We start from the raw sequence: 20,982 nt of genomic DNA, 5'->3' as shown, positions 1-20,982 counted from the left end.
CTCAATACAACACCATACGGTTCGTTCTGCCCCGCTGCGGACAGCACGGCCACTTCGGCTGCACATCACCGTTCATTGGGATTGTTGCCCGTTCTTCTCCACCCAGCTCGCTGCGCATCGCCGGGAGGACGCAGTGGCGGCGGCGACCGCCGGTGCAAGACGATGCGACGCGAAGCGAGCGAGTCGAGGGAAGCGGGAGAACAACAATCCCAATGAACGGTGATGTGCAGCCGAAGTGGCCGTGTTGTCCGCAGCCAGACTGAACGAACCGTATGGTTTTCAAAGCCCTTTGCTTTGGTTACTTTCATTTGGGCTCAAATGAAAGTGACTCGCCCGCCGGGGCGAAACCCGGCAACGCCACGCAGTGCTCAGATCTCGACCTTCGACCCGAGTTCGACCACTCGATTGGTGGGAAGCGACAGAAAATCCGCCGCCGCCGCCGCATTCCGATGCATCCCCGCGAACAGCTTCTCGCGCCAGCTCGCCATGCCGCTGCCGAAGGTCGGGATCACGATGTCGCGCGACAGGAAATACGAAGTCTCCATGTCGTCCATCTGGCAGCCTCTCGTGCGCAGGAAGTTCAACGCCTCCGGCACGTCCGGCTCGTTCTTGAAGCCGAAGTGCACCGTCACCTGCCAGCAATCGCGCCCCAACGGCTCCATCTCGCAACGCTTCTCGAAGCCGATCCACGGCACCTCGTGCAGCTTCACCGTCACGAACAGGTTGGTCTCGTGCAGCACCTTGTTGTGCTTCAGGTTGTGCAACAACGCATTCGGCGTCAGCCCCTGTTCGCTGACCAGGAACACCGCCGTGCCGGCCACCCGCGTCGGCGGACTCACGAACACCGCATCGAGAAAACTCTTCAGATCGATCGCGTCCTCGCGCAGGCGCTCGGCCATCAGCCGCCGGCCCTGCTTCCAGGTCATCATGATCATGAACATCACGCCACCGATCACCACCGGGAACCAGCCGCCGTCGAACACCTTGATGACGTTCGCGCTGAAATAGGTGAAGTCGACCAGGAAGAAGAAACCCGTCGCCGCCATGCTCAGCGACCACGGATACCGCCAGCCGTAACGGATCACGAAGAAGGTCATCGTGGTCGTGATCAGCATGTCGATCGTCACCGCAATGCCATACGCCGCCGCCAGCTTGCTGCTCGAGCCGAAGGTCACGACCGCCAGCACGATGCAGGCATACAGCCCCCAGTTGACGAACGGCACATAGACCTGCCCCGTCTCGCGCACCGAGGTGTGCAGGATGCGCAGCCGCGGCAGGTAGCCGAGCTGCATCGCCTGCTTCGTCACCGAGAACGCCGCCGTGATCAGCGCCTGCGACGCGATCACCGCCGCCAGCGTCGCCAGGCCGATCAGCGGGTACACCGCCCACTGCGGCGCCATCTCGTAGAACGGGTTCTTCACGTTCTCCGGGTGCGCCAGCAACATCGCGCCCTGCCCGAAATAGTTCAGAACCAGCGCCGGCATCGCAAGGCTGAACCACGCAAGACGGATCGGGCGCTTGCCGAAGTGGCCCATGTCGGCATACAGCGCCTCGGCACCGGTCACGCACAGCACGATCGAGCCGAGCGCGATGAACGCGATCGCCGGGTGACCCAGCAGGAAGTCCAGCGCGTAGTGCGGGCTCAGCGCCGCCAGCACGGCCGGGTTCGTCACGATCTGCGACAGCCCCAGCACCGCCAGCACCGCGAACCACAGCACCATCACCGGGCCGAACAGCTTGCCCACCGTCGCGGTGCCATGGCGCTGCACCAGGAACAGCAGCGTCAGCACGACCAGCGACAAGGGCACGATGTAGTGGTGCAGCCCGGGCGCCGCGACCTCCAGGCCCTCGATCGCCCCCAGCACCGTGATGGCCGGCGTGATCACGCCATCGCCGAAGAAGATCGCCGTGCCGAAGATGCCGACCATCAACAGCCGCTTGCGCAGCACCGGCCGGTCCTTCACCGCCTGCGACGCCAGTGCGAGCATCGCGATCAACCCGCCTTCACCGTTGTTGTCGGCCCGCAGGATCAGCACCACGTACTTCACCGAGACCACCACCGTCAGCGTCCAGAACACCAGCGACAGCACGCCGTAGATGTTCTGCGGCGTCAACGGCACGTGGCCGTGGGCGAAGACTTCCTTGAGTGCGTAGAGGGGGCTGGTGCCGATGTCGCCGTAGACGACGCCAAGGGCGCCCAGCGTCAGGGCGGCCAGGCTGGAGCTGGGACGATGCTGATTCACGATCCACCGCGCCCGCCGAAGGGGCACGGCTCAATCCAAAGGAGGGCCATTGTGCGCCCGCGGATACGCCCGGAAACAGGTCGCCCACCCCCACCCCCAAGCTGTCGGGGGTTGATGTTGCACTGCAGCAACGAGTGGTGTAGGGCCGAGCGCCGGGCCGCCCCAAGCCGGCCCGCATCCCCACGGGGGATCGGTCGACGTACCCGTCGACCGAGGGGCTCCATTTACTCGTAGACCTCGGCGTCGGGGTCGGTGGCTTCCATTTCGTAACTCGCAGCCAGCATCGCCAAGCGAGCGATCACTCCGTACATATAGAAGCGATTCGGCGCACTCGCACCCGGCTTGACGCCCGGCTTGGGCAGCTGGTTCGACTCGGCGAAGGCCAGCGGCACGAAGCTCGCCCCGGGGGAATTCAGGTTCTCGTCGATGCCGCGCTCGGCGTTGACGCGGTAGAAGCCGCCGACCACGTAGCGGTCGATCATGTAGACGACCGGCTCGGCGACGGCGTCGTTGACGCGCTCGTAGGTCGGCACGCCTTCCTGCAGGATGACCTCGCTGACCTCCTGGCCGTCCTTGATCACGCTCATCTTGTTGCGTGCCTTGCGGTTCAGGTCGACCAGGTCCTTCGGGTCACGCACCGTCATGATGCCCATGCCGTAGGTGCCGGCATCGGCCTTCACGATGATGAAAGGCTTCTCCTGGATGCCGTATTCCTTGTACTTGCGGCGGATCTTGCCGAGCAGCGCCTCGGCGTTGCTCGCCAGGCATTCGGCGCCGGTGCCGTCGCTGAAATTGACCTCGCCGCAGCGGGCGAACATCGGGTTGATCAGCCACGGGTCCATGCCCAGCAGCTTGGCGAACTTCTTCGCGACCTCTTCGTAGGCCTGGAAGTGGTTGGTCTTGCGGCGCACCGCCCAGCCGGCGTGCAGCGGCGGCAGCAGGTACTGCTCGTGCAGGTTCTCCAGCACCTTCGGGATGCCGGCCGACAGGTCGTTGTTCAGCAGGATCGTGCAGGGGTCGAAATCCTTCAGCCCGAGGCGGCCGCGCGTGCGCAGCAGCGGCTCGACGGTCAGCGCACTGCCGTCGGGCAGGTCGATCTGCGTCGGCGCCTTGATGGTGTCGTCCAGCGTGCCCAGGCGCACGTTCAGCCCGGCCTGGTGGAAGATCTGCATCAGGCGCGCCACGTTCGTCAGGTAGAACGTGTTGCGGGTGTGCTTCTCGGGGATCAGCAGCAGGTTCTTGGCCTCGGGGCAGATCTTCTCGATCGCCGCCATCGCCGCCTGCACCGCCAGCGGCAGCATCTCGGGCGTCAGGTTGTTGAAGCCGCCGGGAAACAGGTTGGTGTCGACCGGCGCCAGCTTGAAGCCGGCATTGCGCACGTCGACCGAGGTGTAGAACGGCGGCGTGTGCTCCATCCATTCGAGGCGGAACCAGCGCTCGATGGCCGGCAGCGATTCGAGGATGCGCTGCTCCAGTTCGTTGATCGGGCCGGTGAGTGCAGTGATGAGATGGGGAACCATAAGAGCCCGTTGAACGCCTGGGGATCGCGGATTCTAGGCATCTGGGGTCGCCCGCGTCGATGGCAAGCGGGGAGGCCCCGGCCGGTGTGCGCCATGCGTCACGACCGGCGGGCCCCCGGCACGGCAAAAGAAAAGGCCGCCCGGAGGCGGCCTTCCCAGTGTCCCGCGGGCCGAAGCCCGCGTCCCTCTTCCCAATTTATTGGTGATAGGCCGTCTCGCCGTGCGCCGAGATGTCCAGGCCTTCGCGTTCCTCTTCTTCCGTCACGCGCAGGCCGACCACCAGGTCGACGATCTTGAACGCCACCACCGAGACCACGCCCGACCAGACGATGGTCAGGACCACGGCCTTCAGCTGGATCCACACCTGGGCGCCGATGCCGTTGGAGGTGACCGTGGCCGTGACCCAGTCGCCCACCAGGCCGGGGCCGCCGAGCGACTGCGTGTTGAACACGCCCGTCAGCAGCGCGCCGACGATGCCGCCGACGCCGTGCACGCCGAACACGTCCAGCGAGTCGTCGGCGCCGAGCAGCTTCTTCAGCGCGTTGACGCCCCACAGGCAGGCGAAACCGGCGACGAAGCCGATCACGATCGCGCCCATCAGGCCGACATTGCCGGCCGCCGGCGTGATCGCCACCAGGCCCGCCACCGCACCGGAAGCCGCACCCAGCATCGAGGCCTTGCCCCGCATCAGCGCTTCACCGATCGACCACGCGAGCACCGCGGCCGAGGTGGCCGTGAAGGTGTTCATGAAGGCGAGCACGGCGCTGTTGCCGGCTTCGAGCGCCGAACCGGCGTTGAAGCCGAACCAGCCCACCCACAGCAGCGAGGCACCGACCATCGTCAGCGTCAGCGAGTGCGGCGTGAACGCTTCCTTGCCGTAGCCGACGCGCTTGCCGACCATGTACGCACCCACCAGGCCCGCCACGGCGGCGTTGATGTGCACCACCGTGCCGCCCGCGAAGTCGAGCGCGCCCCATTGCCAGATCCAGCCGGCCTTCGCGTTCATCTCGTCGACGACACCTGCGGCGCTGTATGCATCCGGGCCCATCCAGAACCAGACCATGTGCGCGATCGGCGCGTAGCTGAAGGTGAACCACAGCGTCATGAACAGCAGCACGGCCGAGAACTTGATGCGCTCGGCGAACGCGCCGACGATCAGGCAGCAGGTGATGCCGGCGAAGGTCGCCTGGAACGCGGCGAACAGCAGCTCGGGGATGTAGACGCCCTTGCTGAAGGTCGCGCCCATCGCGAACACGCCGGTCGCCGGGTCGAAGATGCCCTTCATGAACAGCCGGTCGAGGCCGCCGACGAACCTGTTGCCCTCGGTGAACGCCAGGCTGTAGCCATAGATGGTCCACAGCACGACGATCAGCGAGAAGGTGACCATCACCTGCATCAGCACCGACAGCATGTTCTTGCTGCGGACCAGGCCGCCGTAGAACAGCGCCAGGCCCGGCACCGTCATCATGATCACGAGCAGCGTCGCGACGATCATCCAGGCGACGTCGCCCTTGTTGGCGACCGGCACGGCAGGCGCCGACGCGGCCGCCGCAGCGGACGCTGCGGCAACCGGTGCGGACGCCGCGTCAACCGCGGCTGCAGGCGCCGCGGCCGAAGCCGTGGCGGCGGGCGCGGAGGCCGCGTCCTGCGCCAGCGAGACGCCGGCGAAGCCCCAGGCGGCGAAGCCCAGGGCGAGTGTGGCAATGAGTTTCTTCATGGTTGTCTCTTGTTGTTGGCGGGCTCAGAGGGCGTCCTTGCCGGTCTCGCCGGTGCGGATGCGCACCACCTGCTCGAGGGGCGACACGAAAATCTTGCCGTCGCCGATCTTGCCGGTGCGGGCCGCACCTTCGATGGCTTCGATCACGCGGTCGATCAGGCCGTCGTCGACGGCGGCCTCGATCTTGACCTTCGGCAGGAAGTCGACGACGTACTCCGCACCGCGGTACAGCTCGGTGTGGCCCTTCTGGCGGCCGAAACCCTTGACCTCGGTCACCGTGATGCCCTGGACGCCGATGGCGCTCAAGGCTTCACGCACTTCGTCGAGCTTGAAGGGCTTGACGATGGCAGTCACCATCTTCATGGAATGCTCCTGTTGGCAATGAATGGGTGGGGCACGCGCAGGCGCGGGCTCACATCGACTTGGTGATCGTCAGGATGGCGCGCGCCTTGTTGATGTCGCCGTAGAAATCCTTCTTGGTCGCGCCGACGATCGCAGCGCCGCCCGAGAAGCCCGATCCGAGGTCCATCGTCGCGCCGAACTTGTAGTCGGCGTAGTTCTCGTAGCCGACGTCCTTCAGTTCGCCCGACAGGCGCGTGAAGCCCATGTGGGCGTTCAGCGTGATGCCCTTGGCGACCTCGAAATTGCCCGACAGGTCCAGGTAGCCGGTATTGCGGCCCTTGGGCGCCGGCTGGCCCAGCAGCAGGCCGGCCGATTCGCCGAGGCCGAAGTAGTCCTTCGAAACGGTGGTCGAGTACTTCAGCGACACCGGGCCGTAGCTCAGCGCGCCATAGAGCTCGGTGGTGTTGAAGTCGACGACCTTGTCCTTCTGCGAGTAGTAGTACTGCAGCACGCCGACATCGAAGCCGACGTCCTTCGTGATCTCGCCCTTGTAGCCGCCATAGAAGTCCATCTCGATGCCGGAATTGGTGAACCCGATGCTCGAGTTCCAGTTGCCGACATAGAAGCCGCTGTTCGCGTAGTCGAAGCCACCCTGCACGGCCGGCTTGTTGTTGCCCTGGTCCTGGCCGCGGTACTTGTAGTTCGTGGTCAGGCTGAAGTTGGTGGCCACGGCCGGCGCGGCGTCTTCGGCATGGACCGACACGGCGAACAGCGATGCCAGGGCCGAAAGGATCACGATCTTCTTCATGCAGATATCTCCAGGCGTTTTTGAAACAGAGGGGCCGGGGCCTCTGTGCAGCTTTTGTGCCATGGACTTTTTGGGGCATGCGCGCCCCATCGGGGCTCATTCGGCGGCTTTCAGTGGGCTGTCTTGCGCAAAACGCACCGCATAGGTGCCAATTGACACAGCATGCACCCGAGTGCCCGCTCCTGGTGCAAACCGGCTCGATTGAACAGGGGACAGATGCCCCGTGTCGGAGGATCCCCTCCCTGGGCAGAATCGCGCCCCTCTCATCTGCGAAGCGGGGAATGCGCATGACATTGGCCGTCGTCCACAGCCGGGCCCTCGATGGCCTGGCGGCACCCGAAGTCACCGTCGAGGTGCACCTGGCCAACGGCCTGCCGAACTTCACGCTGGTCGGGCTGGCCGACACCGAGGTGAAAGAGGCGCGCGTGTGTTCAACAATGAACTCCGCACACAGGTGCACCAAGAATCAATAGCTTAGCGATGGGGCTCTCACGTTTTTCGGCCCTCTGACTCCGCAAACGGTTGTGTGGAATCATTGTTTGACCCGAACCTCAACAATGCCCAATGAAGGCGGAACAACGCAGGCAAGCGGCCTCACCTCACGCCGGCCATCGATCGTCCTTGGTGGCCGCCGTCGCGAGCGCCTTCTGGTCATGCAGGCTCCGCTCTGTTCGTCATAAGTGGAATTCCTGTCCGTTCACTTGACGAACGGCGGTTTAAGACTGGTTGCGGTCGGTCAGAGCCCGTCGCTCGAGCGACCGCTCTGACGGAGAGGAGTCCTTCGTCGCGCAACGCGTTGGGTTTGCTCGGTCACGCCCGAATGGACGGGCCTGCATGCCGGCGCTGACCAGGTCGAACGGCTGCTACTGCGAGCTGCGAATCAGAGCTATCGACCCAAAGAAGCCAGTGGAGGCGCCGAATCGCCTGCCCGAAACCGGAACTTCCGGAAACACTGATGCGACCTGCGGCGATGCAGCGACACTGCGATCACCGCTTTCCAACTGCGTCACTCACCCGGACGCTTGGCGCGGGATTCTGAATTGCTTGTGCGGCGGCTGCCAGTCGATGCCCAGACGCGTGTCCCGGCACGCAAGCCGATCATGCGCAGCGGCGCAGGGCGCCAGCACGAGCATCAGCGCCTTCTCGTCGACCCAAACTGTGAACTCGCAGTCGTGCGCCGGCGAAGTCGACTTCGATCATGCCGTCGTGCTCGTCCGAGGGCGGGGACTTGCCGATATCCATGCCGTCCGAGCTCGTTGTTGTCGCCAGCGGCGCTGTCTCAACTGCCGGCGCCAGCTGCACCGGCACCAGCGTCACGGCCACGCCCGTCGGTGCACGCATCGCGCGGAGATGGTCTCGCCGCCACTTGAACAGCAGGTTGGCGTTGATGCCAGCCGTCAGCGCGATGGCCGAGACGGACGCGCAGGGCACAAGGCCATGCAGGATCAAGTCCGCCTTGAACGACCGCTCGTGGTGACGCAGATTCGCGAACGCCGCATTGAACTGGATCACATCGAGTGAGGCCGCGGCCGGCTCAGTCCGCACCCTCTACGATTCGATAGCCGACGCCGGGCTCGTTGAGCAGCCGGCGTGGCTCGGCCGGGTCGCGCTCCAGCTTCGCGCGCAACTGCGCCATGTAAAGACGCAGGTAGTGCGTCTGCTCCGTGTGCTCCGCACCCCACACGTCGGCGAGCAGGCGCCGATGCGTGACCACCTGCCCGGCCTGGCGCACCAGGCGCGCCAGCAGCTTGAACTCGGTGGGTGTCAAGTGCACCTCGGCGCCCTCCACTGTGACGCGGTGCGCCGCGAGGTCGACATCCAGTTCCTCGTGACGATAGTGCGTGATGGCCGGCTGCGCCACGGTGCCGCGGTGGCGCAGGGCCACGCGCATGCGCGCCAGCAGCTCGGGCAGACTGAAGGGCTTGACGAGGTAGTCGTCGGCGCCGGCGTCGAGCAACTCGATCTTCTGCACCTCGGCCTGGCGCGCGGAGATCACGATCAGCGGCGTCGCGCGCGATCGCCGCAGCGCTTGCAGGAAGATCTGACCGTCGCCGTCGGGCAGGCCCAGGTCGAGCAGCACCAGATCGACGCCCCCTCCGGACTCGGCATGCTGTGCCAGTGCGTGGGCGTCGGCCAAGCTGGCAGCCGGGAGCACGTCATACCCTTCGACGACCAGCGCCTCACGCAGCGCGGCTCGCAGGTCGCGATCATCCTCGACTAGCAGGATGCGAAGGCTCATGGATTCTCGCTTTCCGGCGGACCCGAAGGCGGCTCCCGCAGTGGCAACAGACACTCGAAGCTGCAGCCGCCGTGGCTGCGCGGGCGCAGGGTCAGCTCGCCGCCGTGCACTCGGGCGATCGCCCGGCACACCGCCAGCCCCACACCGGCACCCGGACGCTGCGACGCGTCGCTCTCACCGCGCTGAAAGACATCAAAGACACGCTCGCGCCAGGCCAATGCAATGCCCGGGCCGCGATCGCGCACCGCCAGCAGCATCCGGTCAGCGATTTGGCGCATCAGTATCTCCACCGGCGCGCCGGGCGGGCCGTACTTCAGCGCGTTGTCGACCAGGTTGTCGAGCAGCTGCGAGACCAGCATCGCGTCACACCACAGCAGCGGCAGCCCGGGCTCGACGCGAGCGCGCACCTGCCGGCCTCCATCCCGCCGCCGCGCCCGCCGCAGTGCCGTGCCGACGATCTCCTCGGCCGATTCCCAGTCGCACTGCGGTTCCACACCCGGTGCGTGGAGTCGCACCAGCTGCAGTGTGTTGTCGGTCAGCCGGCTCAGGCGCTGCACCTCTTCGACGATGCCGGCGGCGAGCTTGCGCTGCTGCGCCAGGTCGAGCCGCTCGGCCTGCTGATCCAGCGACGATGCCGCACTCATGATGCTCGCCAGCGGGGTGCGGTAGTCGTGCGAGACGGCGGCCAGCAGCGCCGTGCGCACGGCCTGCTCGCGCGCCAGTTCGCGTGCCTGCTGCTCGTCGCGGGCGGAGAGTGAGCGTTGCAATGCCAGGCCCATCTGGTCGCACAGCGCTTGCGCGTGGGCGCACAGGCTCAGGTCGACCATGGTGCCCAGGCCGCGCAGCACCGCCGCACCGAGCGTCACGCCGCGTCCGCGCAAGGGCAGGTAGACGTCGGGCTGTTCCGTATCGCGCCGGCTGCCCGGGCCGAGCGCTTCTCCTAGCCATATGCACAGCTTCAGACCGGCCTCCTGCTCGGCACTCGCCTCGCCCACCTGCAGCGCCGCTGCATCCTGTTCGTGCACGCCGAGCTTGATCGACACGAGCACGGCCACCGGCACGCCGCCGGCGGCGACCAGTGCATCGAGCAGCGCGTTGGCATGTGTCGCCGGGTCGCTCGCGTCGCGCAGCCGGTCGCTCCAGTTGCGCAGACGCTCCTCGCGACGCGCTTGGCCTTGTGCCGTCCGCGTGGCGCGCCGCGCCCGCACGAGCAAGACGCCGACGACGCCGTTGAGCATCAGCAGACCGAGTAACAGCCAGCCGGGTGGAGCGACGAGGAGGTTCATGCGCGCAAAGCTTAGGAGGGCCACCGTCAGGAAAGCATAAGCGACGCATCCGGGGCGTGGACACGTTCCATATGCGGCGCTTACGCCCGCTGCTGCAGATTGCTCGCACCGCAACCAACAAAGAGCCACATGACCTCCTTCGACTTCCTCTTCGACCATCGGGCGGCACTCTGGGTGTCAGCCGCACTGCTGGTGCTGCTGGCCTTGTACAAGTGGGTCTTCCGTCTGTTCGGCATCGTCATCGTCCCAGACGACTCGATCGGCACTGTCACCAAATCGTTCGTGCTCTTCGGTGCCCACCGGGAACTACCGCCCGGCCGAATTGTTGCCGTGCTCGGCGAGGCCGGGCTGCAGGCCAATACGCTCGCGCCCGGGTTGCACTTCTTCCTCTGGCCCTGGCAGTACACCGTGTTGCTGGCCAAGTTCACCGTCGTGCCCGACGGCCACATCGGCGTCATAGAAGCCTGCGACGGTGCGCCGCTGCCCGATGGCCGCGTCGTTGCCCGTCATGTCGATTGCGACAACTTCCAGGACGCACGTGCCTTCCTCGGCCGCAGCGGCGAGCGCGGCGTGCAGATGTCGATCGTGCCGCCAGGCGCCTGGCGCATCAACACGCTGCTGTTCACGGTGCACATCGAGCCGATGACGGTGATCGAGCCGGGCAAGGTCGGGGTGGTCGAGGCGCGCGACGGCGCGGCGCTGTCGGGCGGCCGCATCATCGGCCAGCAGGTGGCCTGCAACTCGTTCCAGGACGCCCAGGCCTTCATGGCGCGCGGCGGCCAGCGCGGCCCTCAGATGGGCATCGTGCCGCAGGGCAAGTACCGCATCAACCCGCGGCTGTTCAAGGTCACGCAGGTCAACGTGCTGGACGTGCCCGACAACAAGCTGGGCATCGTCACCACACGCGAAGGCGCGCCGCTGGCTACCGGCGAGATAGCCGGTGCCGAGGTGCCGGGGCACAACCAGTTCCAGGATCCGCAGGCATTCGTTGAGCGAGGTGGCACCAAGGGCCTGCAGGAGCAGGTGCTGCTGGCCGGGCGCTACTTCATCAACCCGATGTTCGCGACCATCGAGATCATCGACATGACCGAGGTGCCGATCGCCTCGGTCGGGGTGGTCGTGGCCTTCGTCGGCAAGGCGGGCGACGACGTCACCGGCGCGGACTTCAAGCACGCCAACATGGTGCGCCGTGGCGAGAAGGGCGTCTGGGTCGATGTGCTCGACCCGGGCAAGTACGCGATCAACACCTACACCCACAAGGTGCGCGTGGTGCCCACCGCGAACGTGGTGCTCAACTGGGCCACCGGTAAGTCGGAGGCGCACAAGCTCGACGTGAACCTGTCGACCATCACCGTGCGCTCGGCCGACGGCTTCACCTTCAACCTGGACGTGAGCCAGATCATCCACATCCCGCGCAACGATGCACCCAAGGTGATCGCGCGGTTCGGCAGCATGGAGGCTCTCGTTACGCAGGTGCTCGAGCCCACCATTGGCAACTACTTCCGCAACGCGGCGCAGAACTCCGACGTGATTGACTTCCTGAAGAAGCGCACCGAGCGCCAGGCTGAAGCCAAGGGGGCGATTGCCCGGGCGCTGAAGGAATACGACGTCGGCGCGGTCGAGACGCTGATCGGCGACATCAACCCGCCAGCGGACCTGATGAAAACGCTGACCGACCGCAAGCTGGCCGAGCAGGAGAAGGTCACCTTCAACACGCAGATGGAAGCGCAGGGCGTCAAGCAGCAACTTGAGCAGGCCACCGCACTAGCGCGCACGCAGGCGCAGGTGGTTGATGCGGAGCGCAAGGTGTCGATCGCTGAGTTCTCGGCGCAGGCTGCTGTCAAGACCGCGGACGGTGCCGCGCAGGCTAAGAAGATCAACGCCAACGCCGATGCCGAGGTGATCCGCGTCACCGGCGTGGCCGAGGCCGGCAAGACGCTGGCCGTCGGCGAGGCCGAGGCGGCGGTGATCCAGCAGAAGATCGCCTCGATGGAGTCGGGCAACTACGCGATTGTTCAGGTCGCGCAGGCGCTGGCCGCAGGCGGCGTGCGGCTGGTGCCCGATGTGCTCGTAAACGGCGGCGCGAAGGGTGAAGGAGGCACGCTCGTGGACGTGTTGCTGGCCGGCTTGGTCCGTGAGCGCCATGTCGCGACGCTCGCCCATGTCGAGACGTCCGCGGCGGGAGAGCCGTCATCGACGACGTGACTGTCTCCCTCGGCGCGCGCGCGGGCCGGGGGGCGGGCAGGCGCGGCATCGCAACGCCAAGCCCGACAGCTTCACGCCGCGTGTGCCGCTCGTGAACAAAGGCCGCGAAGGTTCCAGATTCAGGGACAGTGTCTTGGAGGCAATTGACTTGTTGGCGCCGCCACAAATACCCCAGGCGCCAAGACTCAAGTGACCCGCGAACCGGATCGCCGATCGGGTGATACCGCCGCCTGAACAAGACGCCCGGGGCTCACTCGAATCTTGGCACTGGTGCCATAGACGGTCAGTTCGACATCGGCAGCAACAGACGAGGCAGTTCGCAGCTGGACATAACGTGCAACGATCCGGGCGGCTTTAGTGATTCGGTCAGCAGGCAGGGAAGACTCCGAGGACTGGGACGAATCTGCACCGCAGGTCTTCCCCACACCGGTCGGTGGTGAGCGCCCGCAAATGGCCGATCACTGCCGATCATCAAGGAGCCATGACTTATGGCGCAGTGGTTGCTGTGATGATCGGGCTTTCGCCAAACGACAGCGGCAGATCCGGCAGCGCCATCTCTGTAAGCCGCGCCGACAAGGCAGCATCAATGGGCCGATCTGGAACAGCCATGCGCGCGTAGCAGCGGCGTCGGTCGTCCCAGTCGTACGCGAACAAGCCGACTTTCGAGAAGCTCGTCCAGACGGCGCTCGTGCCCCAGCCCGTGACGGGAATCCGCTCGGCGATGGCCCGATGCTGCATGCATACACCTGCAACCGCCTCGGGGACTGGACCGCTTCCCGCTGTAGCGAACATCGCATAGTTGCCAGCCGCGTCCTTTGCGAACCAGTCGAACTCCAAGCCTTGCATTTCGACTAGCACCTTCAAGTAGCCTCTCCTCGACTCAACATCCCGACAACCATGAAGCAGTCGTCCGCGAAAGACCGAGATTGGCCGACTCCTGCCTCATCGCCGAACTCTAGCGGCTTCATAGTCCCGTGATACGGGCACCTTTCCAGGCAACATTTCCAGCGAGCACACGAGCAATCGAGCGAGCGATCTTGTCTCCGCCCGAGCTGGACGGTTCAAGTGGATTCGCAAAGTCTGCGGGCGTTGCACAGACTGCGCGAAGGTCAATCACGTCAAGACTGCGCACAAGAGCCGTCCGCACGATCACATCGTTGAAAACGGCTAACGCGATGCTTGCTCGGCGGTTGAAATCGACGTCGGGGAAATTTCCGTTGTAGATGGTGCAAACGGTCAATGGGATCCCGCACGCGAGGCATGCGTCCACTGCGGCAACGTACTGCGCTTCGAACTCTTCGCGAACACTGGCCAAAAGCCGCAACGCTTCCGCTGTCGAGGCCACTGGCGTGTCGACAATCTCGACAGCCAGAAGCGCATTGTTGCCGCCAACGCTGAGTACGAGATGCGTAGTGTCGGGTGCCAAGGATTGGAGCTGCGGTTCGACGTCATTCGCTGTCGAACCATCCACTGCGCACAACGTAGCCTGCCAGTCCGCGGGCAGCGCCGAACGTAGCCGTGCCACGACGTCGGGCGCACCTTGCGTGTACGAGATGTTGTCAAAGACCGAGTCGCCGAGGAGCGCGATGTGCGGCATAGGCCGTCCTGTGTTGAAGATGTCCGCGCTCATTCTCTCCTGTGCCGGGCTTCGCACCCGAAAGCCGTCAGTCGCGATCGGCAGCTCCTGGCCGATTGTTGCCGGCCCGCTGCCACCCCGAGCAACTACCCCTGTACTCGCGCCATGAAATGCACGTCGAAGTAGCGGCCATCGAGGCACCAGCCGCGACGGTGCGTTCCTTCCTGCACGAAGCCGAAACTCCGATACAGCGCCTGCGCAACTTCGTTGTCGCTGCGCACCGTGAGTTCAATTCGTGAGAGACCGCGGGCGTTCGCCTTGTCGATGGCGACTCGCATGAGCGCTCTGCCCAGCCCTTTGCCTCTCTCACCAGCCGCGACTGCCATGCCCAGAACACCAGCATGTGTGCGCATCTGACCGAAGAGAGGAAGGACATCGCACCAGCCGAGCACTCTCTGGTCATGCACGGCGACGAAGTGGCTATGGCCTCCAGCAACGATATTGCGGTAGTACGCGAAGGTCTGCTCCTTCGGGCCGGCCTCTGTGAAGGCCAAGAAGCGACGTTCCTTGCAGATTGCGTCGAAGAGCTCATGCAGGCTCTCGAAGTGCATTTCCGCAAGCGGCTCGATTCGAAGTGACATGGTCTCGTGATGTCCAAACGGTATACGTCGTAAGGGTGCGAATCCAAGTCCGGCGAAATCGGCGTCGAACCGAACGATGAGATTCGGCGCTCTAGAAAGTGGGAGCACGCGCGTGGCTTGGACTGACAGGCCGTTGTCACAGTCTGCATGCGTGACTCCAGTCTACATTCCGAAAGCAGCCCTTCGCGAGCGGCCGGACGGCGACACCGAATCCTCACCGACTAGTCCCTCGCAGCGAATGCCGTTCGGTACTTGACGAAGCCACGTTTGGTCGAACCTGAATACCCACATCGCTCGAAGAATTCATGAGCGCGCTCCCGGCCCGCGGCGCTCAGCAACATGATCTTGGAGCAATCTTCTGCAGTGCAGAAGGCCTCGACGGCTTGCAAAAGGCGCTCGCCGATGCGCAAGCCGCGCGCCGCTTCGTCGACGATGATGTTCTCGACCACCGCGAACGGTCGTCGACCAAACATCACGTCAGCACAGAGCGAGACCATAACCGTGCCGAGTACGGCCTCACCCGCCTCGAAAACGAACAGTGCAGTGTTCGGATCGCTCGCTACCTCCGACAGCCGGTCCGGCAACACGCGCACCGCCGGATTTGAGACCAGCATCGCGTAGAGCCGTGCGATACCCGATGCGTCCAACTCGGTGGCTTTCCGGACGACGCCGGTGACGTCTGAAGTTCTCTTGTCAGGCATGAGTCATTGTTGCTCGGGTGGCCGCTCGATCACCAGCCTGCCTGTTCGTCGCCGTCTGCGGCTTCGCACTGGGGAGGCCGGATCGTTTCGCTCCCTCTCGATTCGCAACGGGCACCCCCCGGGAACGCGATCGCACGGCCCCGCGGGCCCGATACCGGTCGCTCGCGAATGGCAGCAAATGGCCGCACTGAGTCATAACTTCACGGGGATGATCCACCGGGACGCCTGCGCAATCCTTGCCGCCCATCGATGTCCGTCCCACCGTTCGGCCGCGCCCGACGTGCGGCCACGTGAAAGACGAGGGCCAGCGCGCAACCCCACAGAAGGCAGTTCAATAGCACTAACGCAAGAGCACCTTGTGGCAGATGCTGCAACCAAGTGCTGGGAAGCGCATGGAGGATGACATCGTGGGGGTACTGAAGTACGGCAGCCACGGACGCAGCGCGACCTGCAAGTGCAGAGCGACTGGGTACCTGATCCAAGTCAAAGCCAAATGCGGTGACAGCTGCTGAGAACCACAGTATGAAGTGGGCAACGGCAAAGTAGCCGACTCGACGAACATGTACCAACGCACGCATAGGCGACAGGACGTATCAGTGGTGGGACAGTCTATCTTCCCCACAGCAGACTCTCGTGAAGGACCGCATCTGGCCGACAGTGTATGTTCGCTGCGTCGCTCGCGAGCAGTCAGTCGCAGGGCGTGCCCTCGCCGCTGAGCGCCCGCTTGCAGGGCGACGGACGAAGGGGCACAGTCGGCCACTTCCAGCCGGTCACCAGCGACCGCTATCGGCTAGGCTATCGGCTTCAGGTTCGAAGACTCGCTTATGCCGACCACGATTCAGTACATCCTAGGAAGACAGGCAGTCCAATGTGTCGCCGCCGTTCTGCTGTTCGTGCTTCCATGCACGTCGGTTGACGCGGCGCCGGCTCTCATTGGCAAATGGAAATCGGACCACCAGTTGACAATGCGCTTCGCCCGAGACCGGGCGAAGATGGAAGACAAGACGATCTTGTTCCTCGATCAAATGATGGGTAGATTGACGCTCGTCTTCACGCCGACACATCTGCTCGCTGAGATGCCGGATTGGCAGAGCGAAACCGTTGGAGGCGTAAGGTCGCAGCTTGTCGGCTTTCGCGAGTCACATCGATACAAAGTTCTCGGCTCTACCGCAGATCAGGTCGCCGTCGAGAGTCCGGAACCGGTGACCCGTCGGCAAACTATCACCGTTTACAACTTTGAAGGCCCAGACACCATGTGGGTCTATGTTGGCGGTGCTTCATTTCCGCAACTGAACATTCGTGAGTATTTTGTCCGCATCAAGTAGGCTCACCGGTTGCCTGAGGGCGCGCTAGGGCGCGCACAACTTTTCCTCTTGAGCGACGACTTTTCGGTGCACCAAATAATCTGGCGGCCGTTGGCTTTTGATCGCCTACAGGCGAGCAGGCGCGGCAGCTGACCGGCAACAATCGGCCACGACCGGAAGTTCGCGGACGACAGCTTTCGGATAGGCTAGGCATCGCAACACCACACCTCGTGCATCGAACGACGCTGCGTTCATCGATCCAGCCACATGAAGAACGGCGGTCTCAAGTCTGAAGTGCAACACCCGCCCGCATCAATGCGTGGTTGAGAGTTGACGTTGAGAGTCGGCGTTGAGTATGGCGGCAAATACCCGGATGGGCGAATCCCAGTCGTGCGTTGCGCGAGGCCGGTTGTTCATCTCGTCGGCAATGGCATCGAGCTCGTCCTGGCTGAACACCGACAGGTCGGTGCCCTTGGGCAGGTACTGGCGCAACAGCCCATTGGTGTTCTCGCAGGTGCCTCGCTGCCACGGGCTGTGTGGGTCGCAGAAGTAGACCTTCACGCCAGTACGCCGGGTGAGCTCCTGGTGCCTGGCCATCTCGCGCCCCTGGTCGTAGGTCAGCGTCTGGCGCATCGGCTCGGCGATCGAGTTGAGCTTGGCGCTGAACGCCCGCAGCGCCGATTCGGCCGTCGCATCTGCCATCTTCGCCAGCAGCACCAACCGCGTGCTGCGCTCCACCAGCACGCCCACCGCCGACTTGTTCTCGGCCCCGCGGATCAGGTCGCCTTCCCAGTGACCAGGCATCACGCGATCGGCCACCTCGGGCGGACGCACGTGGATGCTGACCATCTCGGGGATCTGCCCGCGTCGATCCTGCCCACCAGCGCGCGGCCTGCGCGTGCTCTTGCCCTGGCGCAGGCAACTGATGAGCTGGCGGCGCAACTCGCCGCTGGCGTGCGCGTAGATCGCGGTGTAGATCGTCTCGTGCGAGACCTGCATGTCGGGTGCGTCGGGCCACATGCGCGCCAGTGTGCATGCGATCTGCCAGGGCGACCAACGCCACGACAGGCACGTCTTCACCACCAGCCACAGCCGCCCTTCGCGGTACAGCTTCGGCCACGGCCGCCCGGCCTTGCGGCGGGTCTGCGCCATGCATTGCGCTCGGGTCGATGCGTACGCCTTCCTCTGCTCGGTGTTGCGCTGCAGTTCGCGGCTGACCGTGCTCGCCGAGCGGTCGATTGCACGGGCTATCGCCCGCACTCCAAAGCCTTGCTGCCGCAGGCTCGCAATGCTCACGCGATCTTCTGGCTGCAATTGCTGGTATCTCGTCTTGTGCATTCGCTGACCTTACCTGTTGGCAAGGTGTTGCACTTCAGACTTGAGACCGCCAACCTTAAAGGCTCCGACGTTCACCGCGCATCTGGTAGAGAAGCGCAATTCGTCGCCGAGTACCGCACTGGACTCACAGGTGTGAGCTACTCGGGAACCATCACGCTAGTGGGCTGCTCGCCCAGCAGGGTTGGTGGCTTCATGACATGGAGGCGAAAGACGATTCCGCCAGGTCGCGCAGTTGAGCGCGCGATGCGGGAGTCCATCCAGTTTCTCCACGTAGAGCGTCTTCTGTTGAACGGTGGTTAGTGCCGATCGTCGGAAGCCCGTGATCGGCCACCAGCAGACGATCGCCAACGACCGGTTTGGGGTAGGCTGCGCACGGCAATTCCGAACCTCTATGCAACACCTGAGTCACTCATTCAGCGGAGCGCTGCGAACATTCGCCTACTTCATGGCCAGCGGCACTCAGTACACGCTCGAAGGCATCGACTATCTCGACCTGTACGGAAATGACCCGAGCGCGATCGAGCAGGTCTACGCCATCTTCGCGAACGTCTTGCAGCTTGACGAGACGGGGTGCGTGACGAATGCCCACTACGCGCAAAGGAGAGCTACCGACTACCTTCGTGCATATTGCGACCCGAGCTTCAAAGTCGAGCCGCCGTACGAAGACTGGGAGGTCGCCTTGCATGAGCCTCCGCCTCTGGCGGACCGCGTATGACACGCTCGCTATCAGATTGAATCGCGCCGGTTACCGAGGAAGCTCTTCGGTCTGGTAGGCAACCAGGAACAAGTTGTGCTTCGCGAGAGGACGCTGCATGACAAGCCGCTTAGCGTCTCTCATGTCAAATCTTAGGCCCCACTTTGAGCACTGACGCCGAAGTCATTGAAGCCGTTGAGCTCGCATTCTCAGACCTCGAGAGGCCTGAGCACTTCACAAATCATCTTCATTGCGAAGAATGCGCCGAGCATGACCAGACCCTCCTTCAATCAGATCGCGACTCGCTCCAAGTAGACGCCGTGACGAATCCAGGCTGGGATCCCATATCCTTCTGCTCACCGCATGGAAAGGCGTACTACCTGCCGTCCCTGGTCAGATTTGCACTGAATGCTGTGGAGGGGAGCGGAATGCCGTACTGGCAGCATCTGCAAATTCACCTAGAAGGTGATGGACCGAATAGTTCCCTGATCGAGTACTGCTCCACGCCGCGGCGATTGAAGAATGGGGCTCCATGGAAGAAGTCCTCAGAACTCATGAGTATTGGGCAAGTGCGGCCTAGCCATTCCATCGAGAGGACTTCCAACGGGCTGCGTCCGTCGGCGGCCTCTCATGTCAAACGTTGAACGCCCGCTTTCCGGAACCTTGCTCAGCCTGAGCCAACTTCCGCTTTGGGTCGATAGCTCCAGTTCGCGCAGGCGCACAGCGGACGTTCAACCCACCCGATCCGCTGGCGGCACGGCGCGTTGACGAGCCTCCGTGGGTGCCGCGTCCTTTGGCCCATCGTTCGGCTACCTCCAGAGCGCTGCACCGTCCGCATTGAGGCAGCAAGCGGCCGGTCGATAGCTTGAAGCGACCGACCGCAACCGCTGGCGGATTCAACTGGTCATCGCAACACATTCGCTGAATCGCTCAGCGGGCGTTTGGAAGCCGAGCGTCTTGCGCGGCCTCTCGTTCAATTGTCTGGCGATCGAGTTGAGCTGCAGCTGTGAGTAGGCCGAGATGTCGATGCCCTTTGGCAGGTACTGTCTGAGAAGCCCATTGGTGTTCTCGTTGCTGCCCCGTTGCCAAGGGCTTTGCGGGGCACAGAAGTAGACCTTGATGTCGGTGGCCATGGTGAATCGCTTGTGCCCATGCATCTCCGTGCCTCGGTCCCAAGTGAGCGATTTGTAGAGTTCCTGCGGCAGCTTGCGGGCATGCTTGATGAGTGCATTGACCACCGTCTGCGAGTCCTTGCCGTCCAGCTTCACCAGCATCACGTATCGCGTCTGGCGCTCGACCAGCGTCGCGATCTTGCTGTTGCCGCCGCCGAAGACCAGGTCTCCTTCCCAATGGCCAGGCACTGCCCGATCTTCGACTGACGCGGGCCGCTCGCTGATCGACACCGCGTCGACAATCTGGCCATGGATCGCGGTCTTCTGCGTGTAGGAGCGCGAGCGACGCATCCCGCGCGTGCGCCGCAGATGCTCCAGCAACTCCTTCTTCAAGGCGCCGCGAGCTTGAATGAACAGGCTGCGGTAGATCGTCTCGTGTGACACGTGGAGGCTCTGGTCGTTCGGATAAGTATGCTGGAGCCAGCCTGCGATTTGCTCTGGCGACCACAGCATCCGGAGCATGTCCGCCTCGATGCCAGCCAGCGCCCGATTCTTGGCCAGTTTGCAGAGCTTCGGCCGAAGAGCGCGTTCCCGTGCCGCTTGGTCCGCCAGGGTCGCCCGATAACCGTCCTGGCCGCCGTTGCGACCGATCTCCCGGCTGATGGTCGACGGCGCTCTTCCGAGACGCTCAGCGATTGAACGCATGGATTGACCGACGGTCAGTCCCAGCGAGATCTCTTCCCGCTCCGCCAAAGTCAGTGCACGCCGTGAGCGGCTGCGATCCGGTGGGCGAATACCGCCAGTCTCAGCAATGATCCGGTGAATCGAGGAGTGGCCTCGGTCGAAGAGCTTCCCGATCTCGTGCAAGGTCCAACCTGCTCTCCAACGCTCCCACATCAGCGCCTTCTGGCTATCCGAGTAGTAGATCCGCGGTCGCTGTCTCATGTCCAACACTCCTTCGGCCTGAGCGGCCCATAGTGTGTTGCGTCGACCGGTTGAATCCGCCCTGCATAGTCGTCATTTGGGAGTCTCCGACTGCCTGAGACTGAATACAGACGCTTGTGTAGCGATCACCGTCGAGGGGTGGATTGACGCTTCGCAGCGGCGGAGATCCTCACCGAGATAACCGTCAGGACCACGCCCTCCGGAAGGCGGACGCTTTGAGACTCGACGTCCGCGATGCGGAGAGCCTGACTCGACACCCATCGACTGGCTGGCTCGACGGCAGGCCGGGACATCCGCTCACCGTCCTCGAA

The 20,982-nt window shown here is 64.0% G+C and carries 17 protein-coding genes and 1 pseudogene; 4 read left to right on the top strand and 14 right to left on the bottom strand.

Annotated features, from left to right (window positions below; genetic code table 11):
* Positions 1-368 precede the first annotated feature (368 nt).
* From AC1DXV_RS04590 to AC1DXV_RS04570, 5 genes are all read right to left on the bottom strand, one after another.
* Entirely contained in the window at positions 369-2,243 is a 1,875-nt protein-coding gene (locus AC1DXV_RS04590) for a potassium transporter Kup (protein WP_477932652.1), read from the bottom strand.
* Positions 2,244-2,467: 224 nt separating this feature from the next.
* Positions 2,468-3,763 (bottom strand): glutamate--cysteine ligase, encoded by a 1,296-nt coding sequence (gene gshA, locus AC1DXV_RS04585; RefSeq protein WP_477932650.1) that lies wholly within the window; start codon positions 3,761-3,763, stop codon positions 2,468-2,470.
* Positions 3,764-3,959: 196 nt separating this feature from the next.
* Positions 3,960-5,480 carry an ammonium transporter gene (locus tag AC1DXV_RS04580; protein WP_477932648.1) on the bottom strand — a complete coding sequence of 507 codons (1,521 nt, stop codon included), beginning with the start codon at positions 5,478-5,480 and terminating at the stop codon, positions 3,960-3,962.
* Positions 5,481-5,504: 24 nt separating this feature from the next.
* On the bottom strand, positions 5,505-5,843 hold the full coding sequence (locus tag AC1DXV_RS04575) for a P-II family nitrogen regulator (RefSeq protein ID WP_047509787.1): 339 nt from the start codon (positions 5,841-5,843) through the stop codon (positions 5,505-5,507).
* 49 nt (positions 5,844-5,892) lie between these two features.
* Entirely contained in the window at positions 5,893-6,630 is a 738-nt protein-coding gene (locus AC1DXV_RS04570) for a TorF family putative porin (RefSeq protein WP_477865181.1), read from the bottom strand.
* 287 nt (positions 6,631-6,917) lie between these two features.
* Between AC1DXV_RS04570 and AC1DXV_RS04565 the strand changes: the two are divergent.
* Positions 6,918-7,055, top strand: a pseudogene (locus AC1DXV_RS04565) (ATP-binding protein); the annotation flags it as partial.
* Positions 7,056-7,728: 673 nt separating this feature from the next.
* On the opposite strand, the gene AC1DXV_RS04560 reads toward AC1DXV_RS04565, so the two are convergent.
* Genes AC1DXV_RS04560 through AC1DXV_RS04550 form a run of 3 tightly spaced genes read right to left on the bottom strand, consistent with a single transcriptional unit; the run spans position 7,729 to position 10,155 of the window.
* Positions 7,729-8,175: a hypothetical protein gene (locus AC1DXV_RS04560; protein WP_477865192.1), complete on the bottom strand. Its 447-nt coding sequence runs from the start codon at positions 8,173-8,175 to the stop codon at positions 7,729-7,731.
* Positions 8,165-8,869, bottom strand: coding sequence for a response regulator (locus AC1DXV_RS04555; protein ID WP_477865182.1), 705 nt, complete (start codon positions 8,867-8,869; stop codon positions 8,165-8,167). The genes AC1DXV_RS04560 and AC1DXV_RS04555 overlap by 11 nt, the downstream gene beginning before the upstream one ends.
* Entirely contained in the window at positions 8,866-10,155 is a 1,290-nt protein-coding gene (locus tag AC1DXV_RS04550) for a sensor histidine kinase (protein ID WP_477865183.1), read from the bottom strand. The genes AC1DXV_RS04555 and AC1DXV_RS04550 overlap by 4 nt, the downstream gene beginning before the upstream one ends.
* Positions 10,156-10,284: 129 nt before the next feature.
* Here AC1DXV_RS04550 and AC1DXV_RS04545 point away from each other — a divergent pair, with 129 nt between their 5' ends.
* Positions 10,285-12,360, top strand: coding sequence for an SPFH domain-containing protein (locus tag AC1DXV_RS04545; RefSeq protein ID WP_477865184.1), 2,076 nt, complete (start codon positions 10,285-10,287; stop codon positions 12,358-12,360).
* 486 nt (positions 12,361-12,846) lie between these two features.
* Here the strand turns inward: AC1DXV_RS04545 and AC1DXV_RS04540 are convergent, their stop codons facing one another.
* The 4 genes from AC1DXV_RS04540 to AC1DXV_RS04525 all read right to left on the bottom strand — a co-directional run bounded on the left by AC1DXV_RS04540 (position 12,847) and on the right by AC1DXV_RS04525 (position 15,278).
* Positions 12,847-13,224 carry a hypothetical protein gene (locus AC1DXV_RS04540; RefSeq protein ID WP_477865185.1) on the bottom strand — a complete coding sequence of 126 codons (378 nt, stop codon included), beginning with the start codon at positions 13,222-13,224 and terminating at the stop codon, positions 12,847-12,849.
* 100 nt (positions 13,225-13,324) lie between these two features.
* Positions 13,325-13,990 (bottom strand): SGNH/GDSL hydrolase family protein, encoded by a 666-nt coding sequence (locus AC1DXV_RS04535; protein ID WP_477865186.1) that lies wholly within the window; start codon positions 13,988-13,990, stop codon positions 13,325-13,327.
* A 92-nt stretch (positions 13,991-14,082) separates the two neighbouring features.
* Complete coding sequence (locus tag AC1DXV_RS04530; RefSeq protein ID WP_477865187.1) at positions 14,083-14,577, bottom strand: GNAT family N-acetyltransferase; 495 nt, start codon at positions 14,575-14,577, stop codon at positions 14,083-14,085.
* Positions 14,578-14,798: 221 nt separating this feature from the next.
* Positions 14,799-15,278, bottom strand: coding sequence for a GNAT family N-acetyltransferase (locus AC1DXV_RS04525; RefSeq protein WP_477865188.1), 480 nt, complete (start codon positions 15,276-15,278; stop codon positions 14,799-14,801).
* Between the two features lie 824 nt (positions 15,279-16,102).
* Here AC1DXV_RS04525 and AC1DXV_RS04520 point away from each other — a divergent pair.
* The gene (locus tag AC1DXV_RS04520) at positions 16,103-16,603 is read left to right on the top strand and encodes a hypothetical protein (RefSeq protein ID WP_477865189.1); all 501 of its coding nucleotides are present in this window, start codon (positions 16,103-16,105) and stop codon (positions 16,601-16,603) included.
* 291 nt (positions 16,604-16,894) lie between these two features.
* Here AC1DXV_RS04520 and AC1DXV_RS04515 read toward each other — a convergent pair whose 3' ends face one another.
* Entirely contained in the window at positions 16,895-17,920 is a 1,026-nt protein-coding gene (locus AC1DXV_RS04515) for an IS30 family transposase (protein ID WP_477865190.1), read from the bottom strand.
* A 319-nt stretch (positions 17,921-18,239) separates the two neighbouring features.
* Between AC1DXV_RS04515 and AC1DXV_RS04510 the strand changes: the two genes are divergently transcribed.
* Positions 18,240-18,635, top strand: a complete 396-nt coding sequence (locus AC1DXV_RS04510) for a DUF7677 family protein (protein WP_477865191.1) — start codon at positions 18,240-18,242, stop codon at positions 18,633-18,635.
* Between the two features lie 875 nt (positions 18,636-19,510).
* On the opposite strand, the gene AC1DXV_RS04505 is transcribed toward AC1DXV_RS04510, so the two are convergent.
* Entirely contained in the window at positions 19,511-20,671 is a 1,161-nt protein-coding gene (locus AC1DXV_RS04505; RefSeq protein WP_477932646.1) for an IS30 family transposase, read from the bottom strand.
* Positions 20,672-20,982 lie beyond the last annotated feature (311 nt).

This window comes from Rhizobacter sp. P3_C12 (assembly GCF_056402735.1).
Note: the sequence above shows the minus strand (reverse complement) of the source record. Positions and strands in the feature narration are given on the sequence as shown.